At 71.2% G+C, this 13,187-nt stretch carries 8 protein-coding genes; 4 read left to right on the plus strand and 4 right to left on the minus strand.

What is annotated here, in order from left to right; translation table 11 throughout:
* Positions 1-5 precede the first annotated feature (5 nt).
* Entirely contained in the window at positions 6-4,016 is a 4,011-nt protein-coding gene (gene eccCa / locus QRX50_RS04025; protein WP_285970643.1) for a type VII secretion protein EccCa, read from the minus strand.
* Between the two features lie 404 nt (positions 4,017-4,420).
* On the opposite strand from eccCa, the gene eccD reads away from it, so the two are divergent.
* The gene (gene eccD, locus QRX50_RS04030; protein WP_285970644.1) at positions 4,421-5,788 is read left to right on the plus strand and encodes a type VII secretion integral membrane protein EccD; all 1,368 of its coding nucleotides are present in this window, start codon (positions 4,421-4,423) and stop codon (positions 5,786-5,788) included.
* An 8-nt stretch (positions 5,789-5,796) separates the two neighbouring features.
* Entirely contained in the window at positions 5,797-7,431 is a 1,635-nt protein-coding gene (locus QRX50_RS04035; protein WP_285970645.1) for a S8 family serine peptidase, read from the plus strand.
* A gap of 67 nt (positions 7,432-7,498) precedes the next feature.
* Here QRX50_RS04035 and QRX50_RS04040 read toward each other — a convergent pair whose 3' ends face one another.
* The 3 genes from QRX50_RS04040 to eccB are packed head-to-tail and all read right to left on the minus strand — an operon-like array spanning position 7,499 to position 10,589.
* Positions 7,499-8,626 (minus strand): WXG100 family type VII secretion target, encoded by a 1,128-nt coding sequence (locus QRX50_RS04040; protein ID WP_285970646.1) that lies wholly within the window; start codon positions 8,624-8,626, stop codon positions 7,499-7,501.
* Positions 8,623-8,952, minus strand: a complete 330-nt coding sequence (locus QRX50_RS04045; RefSeq protein ID WP_285970647.1) for a hypothetical protein — start codon at positions 8,950-8,952, stop codon at positions 8,623-8,625. Before QRX50_RS04045 ends, QRX50_RS04040 begins: the two co-directional genes overlap by 4 nt.
* Positions 8,953-9,005: 53 nt before the next feature.
* Positions 9,006-10,589: a type VII secretion protein EccB gene (gene eccB / locus QRX50_RS04050; RefSeq protein ID WP_285974354.1), complete on the minus strand. Its 1,584-nt coding sequence runs from the start codon at positions 10,587-10,589 to the stop codon at positions 9,006-9,008.
* A gap of 594 nt (positions 10,590-11,183) precedes the next feature.
* Between eccB and eccE the strand changes: the two genes are divergently transcribed.
* Positions 11,184-12,422, plus strand: coding sequence for a type VII secretion protein EccE (gene eccE / locus QRX50_RS04055; RefSeq protein ID WP_285970648.1), 1,239 nt, complete (start codon positions 11,184-11,186; stop codon positions 12,420-12,422).
* Positions 12,419-13,138, plus strand: coding sequence for a hypothetical protein (locus QRX50_RS04060; RefSeq protein ID WP_220246102.1), 720 nt, complete (start codon positions 12,419-12,421; stop codon positions 13,136-13,138). Before eccE ends, QRX50_RS04060 begins: the two co-directional genes overlap by 4 nt.
* The last annotated feature ends 49 nt before the right edge of the window (positions 13,139-13,187 follow it).

A 13,187-nucleotide genomic window follows, 5' to 3' on the forward strand; every position in this document is an offset into this window, starting at 1 on the left:
CGAAATCAGTCGGGCTGGATCCACGACACCTGCACGAGCTGCCTGCCGTTCTTGCGGCTGAGCATCACACCCCGGCCCGGCGGCATCGCGGCGGGCCGGATGTTGCCGATCAGCACGCCCTCGTCCTTCGAGCCGTTCATGACCATGCCCGGCGCCGCGATCTCCTTGAGCTTGCCGATGACCGGGTCGTACGAGGCCCTCGACGCACCACCGGTGCGGCGCACGATGATCAGGTGCAGGCCGACGTCCTTCGCCTGGGCGAGGAAGTCCGCCAACGGCTTGAGCGGGTTGGACGTCTGCGTGGCCACCAGGTCGTAGTCGTCGACCAGAATGAACAGCTCCGGCCCGGTCCACCACGACCGGTTCCTCAGCTGGTCCTGCGTGACGTCCGGGCCCGGCAGGCGCCGGGTCATCGACCCGTGCACGTCCTTGACCATGCTGTCCAGCTGGTTCGACGACACGGCGTACCCGAGCAGCGAGTCGCCCTCGAGGAAGCCGAGCATCGTGCGCCGGTAGTCGACCAGGAGGATCACGCCCTCCTGCGGCGAATACCGCTCGGCGATCCCCCGGCCGATCTGGCGCAGCAGGTTCGTCTTGCCCGACTCGCCGTCGGCGAACGCGAAGAAGTGCGGCTCGGCGTCGAAGTCGAGGTAGACCGGCGAAAGGTCGTCCTCGTTAACGCCGAAGGGCACCAGCTTCGTGTTGCGCTTGGAGTCGATCTTGAGGACTTCGTCGTAGGTGATCATCTCCGGCAGCAGGCGGACCTGCGGCGCGGAACGGCCACGCCAGGCGCCGCGGATCTTCGCGACGGCGTCGGCCACACCCGCGGCCAGCGACTCGGCGTCGCTGGAGCCGTCGATGCGCGGCAGGCCCGTGAGCATGTGCAGCTTGTCGCGGGTCAGACCACGGCCGGGGCGCCCGGCCGGGATGTTGACCGCGATGCGGCGGTCGATGTCCGACTCGGTCGGGTCACCGAGGCGCAGCTCGAACCGGGTGCCCAGCATGTCCTTGATCGCCGGGCGCAGGTCGGCCCACCGGTTGGCGGAGATGACCACGTGGATGCCGTACGACAGACCCTGCGTGGCCAGCCGCGTGATCGACGCCTCGAGCTCGTCGAAGTCGTCGCGGATGGCGCGCCAGTTGTCCACGATCAGGAACGCGTCGCCGAACGGGTCCTGCTCGGCGGGGATCTCGCCGCGGCGCTTGCGGTTGCGGAACTCGGTCATCGAGTCGATGCCCAGCGCCCCGAACCGGCCTTCGCGCTCGGTCATGAGCGTGGTCAGCTCGGCCACGATCCGGCGGGCCTTGTCGGGCTCGCGCCGGGCCACGGCCACACCACCGACGTGCGGCAGGTCGGCGAGGCCCGCGAGCGTGCCACCACCGAGGTCGAGGGCGTAGAACTGCACTTCCTCGGGCGTGTGCGTGAGCGCCATCGACATGATCAGCGTGCGGAGCATGGTCGACTTGCCGGCCTGCGGGCCACCGGCGATCACCGCGTGGCCGGCGGCGCCGGAGAAGTCGGCCCACAGCAGGTCGCGCCGCTGCTCGAACGGCCGGTCGACGATGCCCAGCGGCACCTGCAGCCGGCCGTTGCCGAAGAACCCGACCGGGGACAGGCCGCGGTCGTCGGTGGGGTTGAGGTTCGGCAGCATCGTGTCGAGCGAGTTGGACTCGTCCAACGGCGGCAGCCACACCTCGTGCGCGGGCGGGCCCTGGCCGATGAACCGGTCGACCATCACCTCGAGCTCGCTCGGTTCGGTGGTCTCCTCCGGCTCCTTCGGCTTCGCCACCTCTTCGACCGGCTCGAACTGCGGCTCCGGCTCGGGCGGCAGCTCGACGAAGTCGGGCACGAACAGCTGCGGGCGCTTGTCCGCGCGCACGACCGTGGCCACCGGCCCGGCCGCCTTGATGCCGGCGGGGCGGTACGGGCCCGAGACGTACGACGCCTTGAACCGCACCATCGTGGAGGTGTCGTACTTGAGGTAGCCCGAACCCGGGATCGACGGCAGCTCGAACGCGTCCGGCACGCCGATCGCGGCGCGCGACTCCGCGGCCGAGAAGGTCTTCAGGCCGATCCGGTAGGACAGGTACGTGTCCAGACCACGCAGCTTGCCCTCCTCCAGCCGCTGCGACGCGAGCAGCATGTGCATCTGCAGCGACCGGCCGACGCGGCCGATCTGGAGGAAGATGTCGATGAAGTCCGGCTTCGCCGTCAGCATCTCGGAGAACTCGTCGATGCAGATGAACAGCGCGGGCAGCGGGTCGAGGTCGGCGCCGTTCTCGCGCGCCTTCTCGTAGTCCCACACGTTCTTGTAGTTGCCCTTCGCCAGCACTTCCTGGCGCCGGGACACCTCGCCCGCGATGGCGTCCTTCATGCGGTCGACCAGCGTGAGGTCGCCCGCGAGGTTGGTGATCGTGGCGGCGACGTGCGGGGCCTTGTCCAGGCCGAGGAACGTCGCACCACCCTTGAAGTCGACGAGGATCATGTTGAGCGACGTGCTCGAGTGCGTGGCGAGCAGGCCCAGCACCAGCGTGCGGAGGAACTCCGACTTACCGGAACCGGTCGCCCCGATGCACAGGCCGTGGGGGCCCATGCCCTCCATCGCCGCTTCCTTGATGTCCAGCTCGACGGCCTGGCCGTATTCGCCGACACCGAACGGCACGCGGTAGCGGTCGCGCACCGGCCGCGGGCGCCAGGCGCCCTGCACGTCGAACGTCATCGGGTCGCCCGGGATGCCGAGCAGCTCCAGCAGCGTGGGGTTGGAGAGCAACGGCTCGTCGTCCGACGCCTCCGTGCCGCCACCGCCTCCGACGCGGTACGGCGCGATCAGGCGGGCGAGCGCCTCGGCCTCGACCACCGACAGGGTGTCCGGCCGGCCGAACCACTCGACGCCGCCGGCGCTGCGCGCGCCGAGGCGGTCGGGCTCGGCCACGAGCCGCAGGCCGCGGCGCGCCGAGAGGTTCCCGAGGGTGTCGGACAGGTCGACCAGCGTGACGCCGACCAGGCCCTCCTCGAGGATGATCTGCTCTTCGCGCGTGACCTCGGCGTCGTCGATGATGATCACGACGTGCGGCTGGTCAGGCGCCGGCGTGGCGTTGCGTGAGAACCGCTGCCGGTCGCGCAGTTCCTCGTCGAGCCACTGCTCGATCTGGGCCAGCGAGCCGGCCATCATGCGGAGCTGGCCGATGCCGTCGGACATCGTGGGGTGCTGGACGTGCGGGAGCCACTTCGCCCACTCCCACTCCTCCTTCGCCCGGCCCGCGGTGGCGATCGCGATCATCACGTCGTCGGGGCTGTGGAAGGCGACCAGCTGCGCGAGCATCGCGCGGGTGAGGCCACGCGTGAGCGAGCGCTCGCCCTGCATGCTCACGGCGGCGAACCCGCGCAGGGTGATCTGCGTGGGCAGGTCGGGCACGATCGAGTGCGCGCGCACGAACCGGCGCAGCGCGAGGGTGGCGATCGGCTCCAGCTCGTCGACCGGGCCGGTCTGCGGCGGCACGAGCCGCGTGGCGAGGCGGTGGGAGCTGCGGCCGACGCGCAGGTGCAGGAAGTCCTGGTCGTTCTGCCGGCGTTCCCACATGCGGCGGCTGGCGGCGAGCGACCACAGCGACTGCGGGTCGGGGTGCACCCACTCGAGCGCGGCGCGCTGGTCGACCATCGCCTCGCGGGCACGGTCGCGCATCTGGCCCAGGTACCGCAGGTAGTCCTTGCGGTCCTCGTCCATTTCGGCCTTCTTCTGGCCACCGCCCCGGCCGCCACCGCCGGCGAGCATGCCGACGGTGCCCATCAGCATCATGCCGCTCATCATGATCGTGGTCGGGTTCTTCCCACCCGCCGTGAACATGAAGACCATCATCCCGAGCGACGCGAAGATCATGACGCCCGGAATCGCCTTCGCGACGATGTTGCCCGGGATCGTGCGGGGTACTTCGGGTGGGGGCTCGAGATGCACCTCGCCGCCCGGCGGGCGCGGCGCCGCCAGCCGCGGCGACTTCTTGAACTGAAGCGTGCTCATCGAAGGACCCCTCTATTCCAACTCGACGATTGCCGGCCGGCTCCTGCGCTCGGGCGCGCGTGACAACCTATCGAACGTCGCCGGAGAAATCCGGCCAACGCCCGGAAGTGCACCGCGCTTGCCCCCTCATCGGATACCGGCGGACACCGGCACGTCCGGCATCTCGCCCGCGAACCCGTTTCCTCTGATCCCCGGAGTGTACGACCCACCACCGACAGCGAGGACCCGAATCGGCCGATCCCACCTGGTCGCGCCGCCCGTCCGTCGTCCGGCCGGTGTACTTTCGCCAAGGATTTTCGGACAGTCGATGATCCCGGCGCCGGGGTTCGGTATAAGTTCCCCCGGGAGCTGACTCTTCAGAGCGGGGGCATCTAGTGGCAACGGGCACGACGGTATTCAGCAGGGTGACGGTGGTCGCACCGAACACCCGGATCGACGTCGCGCTTCCGGCCGACGTCGCGGTGGCCGACCTGCTGCCGATGCTGCTGGAGATGGCCAAGGAGACCTCGCCCGACGGCGGCGCGCGCCACGGCGGCTGGGCACTGGCCAAACTTGGCGACGCCCCGCTCGACCCGAGCCGCACGCTGGCCTCGCTCGGCGTCGTGGACGGCGAGCTGCTGCAGCTGCGCAAGCGCAACGAGAACCCGCCGCCGCCGCTGTACGACGACGTCGTCGACGCCATCGCCGAGTCGACGCCCGACAGCTTCCGCCCGTGGACCAAGGAGACGGCGCGCCGCTTCGGCCACGTCGCCGGCGGCCTCGCACTCTTCATCTCCGCGCTGGCGCTGTTCATGAGCGGCTCGCTCTACGGTGGCAGCGCGCTCGGCGCGGCCATCGCCGGCGGCCTCGGCGCGATCGCCTGTGTGGCGGTCGGCGCGACGCTCGCGAAGGGCTACCAGGCCGAAGCTACGGGCGTGCTGATCGCGGCCGCGGGCGGTCTGCCGCTGGCGTTCGTGAGCGGCTTCTACATCGTGCCCGGCCTTTCGGTGCGCGCGAACCTGCTGCTGGGCGCGGTGCTCGTGCTGATCGTCTCGGCGGTCTGCATCCTCATCATCGGCGCCGGCATCCGCGTCTTCATCGCCGCGGCCACGGCCGGCGCGTTCGGCGCGATCGCGTTCCTCGTCGCCACGCTCGTGCCCAGCGCCACCACGGCCGGGGTGGGCGCCGGCGCGGTCGCCGTGGCGCTCGCCTGCATCTCGATCCTGCCGCGCGCCACGATCTGGCTCGCCAAGCTCCCGCTGCCGCACGTGCCCAGCACCGCGGAGGAGCTGAAGGAAGACTCCGGTTTCCCGGACTACCAGGCCATCGAGCAGCGCACCGCGATCGCCCACGACTACATGACCGGCCTGATGATCGGCTGTGGCGCCACCACGGCTGTCTCCGCCGTGCTCGCCGCGACCGCGCCGGGCTACTTCGGGGTCATCCTCGGTGTGATCGCCACGCTCGTGCTGCTGCTGCGCGCCCGCGCGTACGCCAACGGCGCGCAGGCCATCGCGCTGCTCACCACCGGCATGGTGTCCGCGGCCGGCATCCTCGTCGGCTGGCTCTTCGCCACCACGGCGGAGTTCCGCCTGCTGTACGTGTTCGGCGCCCTGATCGTGGTCGCCGCGGGCTCGCTCGTGGTCGGCGTGATCTTCCCGAACCAGCGCTTCTCGCCGCCGCTGCGGCGCACCGTGGAGATCCTCGAGGCGATCTGCATCGCGGTCGTGCTGCCGCTGGCGCTCGGCGTGATGGACCTCTACACGACGCTGCGCCACCTGAACCTCAAGTGAGGCAGCAGATGCGCGCACGACGTCCGTTCGTCCGGCGGCTCGGGATCGGTGGCCGCACGGGCGTGGTCCTGCTCGCGGCCGGGCTCGGGGTGCTGTCACCGTTCGCGCTCGTCTCGCCGGCGTCGGCCCAGCAGGGCTCCGACGTCGCGGGCACGTGGGCGACGCCGCCGCAGGTGGACGACACCGTGTTGCCTCCGGACGAGCGCAAACCGGACAAGAACTACCAGAAGAAGACCGAGTGCGTGCAGCGCAGCCTCGGACAGAACGTCGAGATCAAAACGATCCCGTGGGGCCAGAGCTACCTGCAGCTGGACAAAGCGCAGCAGATCGTGCGCTCCGCCAAGCGCACGGTCGGCGGGGGCATCACCGTCGCAGTGGTCGACACCGGCGTCACCCCACACCCGTGGTTCCAGGGCCGCGTCGAAAGCGGCGGTGACTACGTCGCCAAGCCGGACAACGGCCAGCCGGACGGCCTGCAGGACTGCGACGGCCACGGCACCGAGGTCGCCGGCATCATCGCGGGCAATCCGCAGGACCCGAAGGTCGGTTTCATCGGCGTCGCGCCCGACGCGACGATCCGTTCCTACCGGCAGCTGAGCTCCAACTACGCCGAGGACCAGAACAGCACCGGCGACACCGGCGGCAACACCAGCAGCCCGCCCGGGAGCAACACCGGCACACCGCCCAGCGGCCAGAACGGCAGCCAGCTCCCAGGCAACGGCGGTGGCGAGGTCGGCGGCGGTACCGCTCCTCAGCAGGACGACAAGGGCGACACCCGGCAGCTGCAGAAGGAAGGCACCGCCGGCACGCTGCACACGCTGGCCGAGATCATCCACGGCATCGCGGAACGCCAGGAAGCCAGCGTCATCAACATGTCCGTGGACCACTGCCGCGCGGCCGACGGCACCGGCAGCATCCAGGAGGGCGAGCAGGAAGTGCAGGCCGCGGTGAAGTTCGCGGCCGATCAGAACGTGGTGGTCGTCGCCGCCGCGGGCAACGTCTCCGACGACTGCCCGCAGAACGACCAGGCCGACCCGAACAAACCGCGCTCGATCGTCACGCCGCCGTGGTTCGCCGACGACGTGCTGTCGGTCGGCGCGATCGACGAAACCGGCGGCGTCGCTTCGTTCAGCGTGCACGGGCCGTGGGTCGGCGTCGCCGCGCCGGGCACCGACATCGTGTCGCTCGACCCGGCCCAGGGCTCCACGGGCCTGGCGAACCTCACGATCGACGGCACCCAGCAGTCGGCGATCCAGGGCACGAGCTTCGCCTCGCCGTACGTGGCCGGCGTGGCCGCGCTCGTGCGCCAGATGTACCCGCAGCTCAGCGCGCGCCAGGTGATCCAGCGCATCGAGGCCACCGCGCAGCACCCGGCCGCACCGGGCGGGCGCGACGACTTCGTGGGCTACGGCGTGATCGACCCCGTGGCCGCGCTCACCGCGAACCTGCCGAACGACGTCGGCGAGCTCGCGAAGCCGAAACCCGTGGTGCAGACGGCGGTGCTGCCGCCCGCCGACTCCACGAGCTCGACGCCGATGATCGTCGCGCTCGCCGGCACCGGCGGTGGCGTCGTGGCGCTGCTGATCACGCTCTTCGTGATGCACACGATCCGGCGCAACCGTCCGACCGGACCGCCGAGCTGATCAGTACCCACCCGAAGGCGTTGAAGGGGCCGTACACCGCGGAAAAGCGGTGTACGGCCCCCTTCGGTCAGTTCTGGGGTTTCTTGGCCTTGGCGGGCTTCTGAGGGTCCTCCCCGATCACGGGTGGGGTGACCGGCGCGGGTTCGCCGAGGAGCTCGGAAGGCTTGGCGGGCGTGCGGTTCTTGGCCTGACGCGAGCCGCCGCCACCGCCGCCCATGCCCATACCGCCCATCGGCATCATGGGCATCATCGACATGCCGCCGGACTGGTTCTGTGCGGCCGGCGCGGGCGCCGGGGCGAGCTCTTGCAGCCCGATCGGCGGCACGCCCGCCTGCCCCTGTTCGAGGCGCGGGTCGGAGCCGGTTTGCTTGCCCTGGTGGGGTTCCTCGGCCGCGGATGCCGAAACGGAGTCGTCGGCCGACGGCGTCGTGGCGTCGGCGTCAGCGTGGGCCGGCGCGGTCGCGGCTTCGGTGTGAGCCGCGCCGGTCTGAACCGCACCGGTGTGGACCGCGGCCTGCTGAGCCGCGCCCTCGTGCGCGGGCTGCTCCGATGTGGACGGCCCCGCGGTGACCGCTGAGTGCTGCTGGACCGACGCGGAATCGCTTTCGTGCAGCCGGAACTGCTCCTGCGGGTAGTGCTGCCGCACGGCGATGCTCGACTGCTCCCCCGCCGGCGCCTCCACGCCGTCGCAGAGCTGGGCGAAATGCTGCAGCACGTCTTCCGCCGCGTCGTACAACGACTTCACCGACTGCTCGGTCTCGCGCAGCTGCGTACGTGAGCGGCTGACGCCACCGACGGGCAGCATCGCTGACTCCGACAGCAGGTCGGCCGAGTCCACCAGCACGTCGGTGGCATCGCCGACGATCTTGCGCAGCGATCCGGCCAGTTCCTCCAGCGCGCCCGCCAGCTCGTCGAGCGCGTCTTCGACGCCTTCGCTCGCCGACCGGATTTCACCCAGGTAGGTGACGAACGCGTCGGCGTCCTCACCGGACCACGACGCGTCGAGCCGGCCCAGCTCGTCGGCCAGGTCGGCGGAAACGCCGCCGGCCGTCTTCGCCGCGGTGCGCAGGCGTTGGGCTTCCTCGTCGAGCTCGGTCCAGCGGCCGACGAGCGGCCGGTAGTACGTCTCGACGGGGTCGGTCACGCCGAGCTCACCCGCAAGCTCGGACACGAACGTCAGCGACGGCTCCGTCACGACAGCCCCCCGGCTCGCTTGATCTGCTCCGCCGCGTCGGCGTCACGCTGCGCGTGGCCGGCGGTGAGCTGGTCCAGCGCCTCCGCGGCCGAACGCAGCGCGGCCGCGCCCACCTGCAGCTGCTGGCGCAACGCACCGGACGCCCGCGCGTACGACCGGTCCAGACCGAGCCGGCCACCGAGCTCGCCGTACGCCTGGCCCGTGGTCGCTCCCGCACCGACGCCGCCCGCGGCTGTGTCCAGCTCGTCGGCGGCCAGCGCCACCTTGGCCGCGTAGCCGCCGACGACTTCGCCGTCGATGTTCAGCGCGTTGTTCCCCGCTGCCACGACATCCCTCCGCTCACCCGACTGTCTTCGAGTGTGACGGACGCGAGCCCGCTTCAGTTCCCCGCGGGCTGCCCGGCCTGCTGGTTGGGCGGCGACTGGAACGAACCCGCGTTCGGGTCGATCGGCACGGAGTCGAACTGCTTCATCACGTTCTGCGTGTTCAGCGACGAACCCGTGGGCAGCAGGCCGATGATCGACTCCGGCGCGGGCAGCGCGTCGGTCAGGCCGAGCGCGCCTGCCGTCGCCTGGTCCGGCACGCCGTAGCGGAGGCCGCGGTCGCTGATCAGCTGGATCGGGCCCTTGAAGAACGTCGCGCTCGACTCGGTGGCCGACTGCACCACGGCGCCGAAGCCCGGCGGCATGTAGAACCCGGTGATCGGCAGGCCGTTCGGGCCGGTGTTGCTGATGCTCTGGACCTTGCTCGAGCCGTCGGCGTTCGTCGTCTCGGCCGGCAGGCCCTTGCTCACGTACACCGACGTGTGGGCCGTCTTCTTGTTGACGTCGAACGACCAGCCCAGGCACGCCACCGGCGAGCCCTGCGTGGCGTCGAGCACCGTCGGGGCCTTCTCGGGGTAGTTGGCCACGTTCACGAAGCCCGGGTCGTTCGGCTGCAGCAGCTTGACGTTGTTGATCTTCGCCAGGCCGAGGTCGGTGATCCTGCTGCCGCTGCCGTTCTTCGCCGTGCGCACGATGTCCGCGACCGCGGAGGACACCTTTTCGATGCCGGTCTGGGTGATCAGCCAGAAATCGGGCTGGGCACCGGACGGGGTCGTGGAGAACACGTCGCCGACGGTGAGGCCGTCGAAGTCCTGCGGCGGCGTCTCACCGGCGCCCGGGACGACCGGCGGCACCAGCTTGCCGACGTCGGGGATCGCGTTGAGGAACGCCTGGGAAGCCTTGCGCGCCTTGGCCGGCAACTGCAGTGCCGCCCGCACGGGGTCGTTGTCGCCGAGGTCGACCTCGGCGCGCACGGTGTTGGCGTCGGGCCGCGCCTGCGTGGCCTGCAGGCGGTAGATCAGGTAGGTCTTGCCGTCGTCCGCGCGGCCGAGCAGCGCCTGGCCCGTGTCGAGTTCGGTGCCGACGTTCGCAACGCCACCGACCACGGTCGCGTCGGTGCGGTTCACGCTGTCGGGATCCGGCAGCCGCGTGTCGAGCGCCACCTGGTCGCAGACCGCCCAGTTGGGGGTTATGCGCTGGGTCCTATTGGGCAGAAGTTGCGGCCCATCGGGAATGCCGGTCAGCTTCTCGCGCGGAATATTCTTGAGCTGTTCATCGGAGACGACGGTCGGATTCACCGCCGCGGCCGGCGCCGCATTCCCCGCGGGCTGCGCGCCACCTTGTGCGCCTTGCGCCGCCTGCTGCGTTTGCGCGAGCAGGATCAGGCGCGCGGAAGCGAGGTTGAACGTCGGAATCAGTTTCTGCGGATTGCCCGTGACCACGTAAACGGTGCCGGACTGCTCACCGATCACGATGCCGCCCGACGCGGGCACCGCCGGAGCGGGGCTGAGCAGGGCGATCAACACAAAAACGACCGCACCCAGCACGCCGAGGATCACTCCGACGACGGTCGCCCGCGAGTGCGTGCGCATCGGGTCGTGAAGCATCACCGCGTCGCGGCGGACGAGCGCCGACTGCATCCGGCGCATGACGAACTTGTAGGCCTGAACCTGTGACTTAGTCGTGGGTGTTGATGGCATTCTCGACCTACAGTCCTCCCCGTCGCGGTACGGTTCCGCAGGATAGCCGTACGGGGACCGTCTGGTGTGGGGTTTCTACCAACTCAAGCTAGGGTCGGACACCTCGGGACCGGCTTTCCGGGAACGTAGCACTCACGAGGGGAAGAGAACGCGCGGATGTCCGTCACCACGCCTCCACGTCCGCCAGGGCCCCCCGGGCCACCGCCGCCCGGAGGACGTCCTCCGGGCCCGCCGCAGCGGCCGGGCAGAGCAGGCGGACCGGGTGGACCTGGTGGCGTTCCGGGCGGTCCTGGCGGCCCCGGCGGAGTCCCGCGTGGACCCGGTGGTCCGAGCGGCCCCGGTGGTCCCGGTCCCCGTGGCGGCGGCCCGGGCGGACCCGGTGGTCCTGGCGGACCCGGTGGTCCTGGCGGTCCTGGCGGTCCGGGGGGACCCGGCGGGCCTGGTGGACCTGGCGGCGGTTCCGGCGGTCCCGGTCCTGACGGCCCCGGTTCCGGTGGCTCGCCGCAGGGCGGTGGCACCGCGACCGCGACGCGCATGGCCCCGCCTTCACGTCAGCGGTCCGGCGGCATCAACCTCGGCCCGCTGCCCGTGGCGAACCTCGTGCTCCTCGAGGTGGGTGTCGCGATCGGGCTCGTGCTGCTCGCCATCAACATGGAGCAGCTGAAGTACATCGCCATCGGCGTCGCGGCCGTTTTCCTCATCTTCGCGTTCCTGCGCTGGGGCGGGCGCTGGTTCACCCAGTGGCTCGGCCTCACGCTGCGCTACCGCTTCCGTTCGCACGACCGCGTCGCGACCCCGCCGCCGCCCAGCAGCCTCGAAGAGCTGGCCGCGGAGAACACCACGGTGACGGGTCCGGACGACGCGCGCGTGAACCTGCTGCGCCTGGCCGTGCCGGACCTCGTGGTGGCGCACGGCGTCGACCACGAGCGCCAGCAGGTCGGCCTCGCCTGGAACGACGGCACGTGGACGGCGGTGCTCCTCGTTGAGCCGACGCCCGCGCTGATCACCCAGGCCGGCGGCGCGCCGAGCCTGCCGCTGTCGGCGCTCGCGTCGTGCCTCGAGGACCGCGGTGTGGTGCTCGACTCGATCCAGATGATCTGGCACAGCTACCCGGGTTCCGCGGCGCTGCCGTCGGACTCGCCGGCGCTCAGCTCGTACATGGAGGTGCTCGGCCCACTGCCCGCGGCGGCCCGGCGCACCACGTGGATCGCGATCCGTCTCGACCCGCGCCGCTGCCCGGAGGCGATCCGGGAACGCGGTGGCGGCGTCGTCGGCGCCCACCGCGCGCTGATCGGTGCGCTCTCGCGCGTGCGCAACGCGCTGGAGTCACAGGGCGTGCCGACGCGGCCGCTGGACCCGGACGAGCTGCTGCGCGCCAGCATCTCCGCCGCGGAGCTCACCGCCGTTGCGGGCTCGTCGACGAAGGTCGCGCTGCAGGAGAGCTGGACGGGCGTCACGGCGGCCGGCATCGGGCACTCCAGCTACGCGATCACGAGCTGGCCCAAGGGCAAGATCACCGGCAGCCTCGACGCGCTCACGAGCGTGCGCGCGCTGTCGGCCACGGTCGCCATGTCGATTTCGCCCGCCACGGACGAGGGCCGCATCGGCCTGCGCGGCGTGGTGCGCGTGAGCGCCCGCAACCCGCGTGAGCTCGAAGCCGCCGACCAGCGGCTCAAGTCCATTTCGGAGCGGCTCGACGTCGACCTGACGCCGTTGCGGGGCCTGCAGATCTCCGCGTTCGCCGCCACCCTGCCGATCGGAGGTACGGCATGAGCACCCGCCTTCGCGACGCCGGGCAGAACCCCGGCGTGGCCCCGGAGTTCACCGTCGACCCTGCGATGCTCGACGCGATCAGCCCCTCCGGCGACCGCGGCGGCATCGTCCTCGGCTCGGGCCTGAAGGGCGAACCGCTCACCATCTCCGCCCTGCGCTCCACGCCGACGCGCATCGTGCTCGTGGGCGGGCTGTACCTGGCCCGTCAGGTGGCGCTGCGCGCGATGGCGGTGGGTGCGTGGGTGGTGGTGGCCACCGGGCGTCCCGCGGCCTGGCAGGTGCTCTCCCAGGCCGCCGGCAACCGCGACGGGCGACCCTCGCCCCTGGTGCAGATCCGGCGCCTGTCGCCGGTCGAGCTGCCGCGCCCGTCGGAGGACGCGCCCCTGCTCGTGGTCACCGACGGCGGCCCGACCCCGCAGGACCTCTTCCCGCCGCGTTCCCCGTGGCAGACGACCGTCTACGTCCTGCCCTACCTGCACCCGCAGGCCGGCGCGACGGCCAACGCCGCGGACCTCGTGCTGATGCAGCGCCTGCCCGCCGGCCAGGCCGAGCTGGCGGCCCGCATCTGGCGCCTGCCGCCGCAGATGATGCGCCAGCTGACCACCCTGAAGGACGACCAGGTCGTGGCCCTGGGCCGCAACCTGTGGCGCCCGCTGCGCCTGGTGACGACGCAGAAGGAACAGCAGCTGCTCGGCCCGGTGCGCCGGGGCGACTGAGCCGGTTTCGCTTGGGGTGAAGGCCTTCTCGACGGTTTCGAGGAGGCCT

The sequence above is a fragment of the Amycolatopsis sp. 2-15 genome (genome assembly GCF_030285625.1).
GTDB classification, from domain to species: domain Bacteria; phylum Actinomycetota; class Actinomycetes; order Mycobacteriales; family Pseudonocardiaceae; genus Amycolatopsis; species Amycolatopsis carbonis.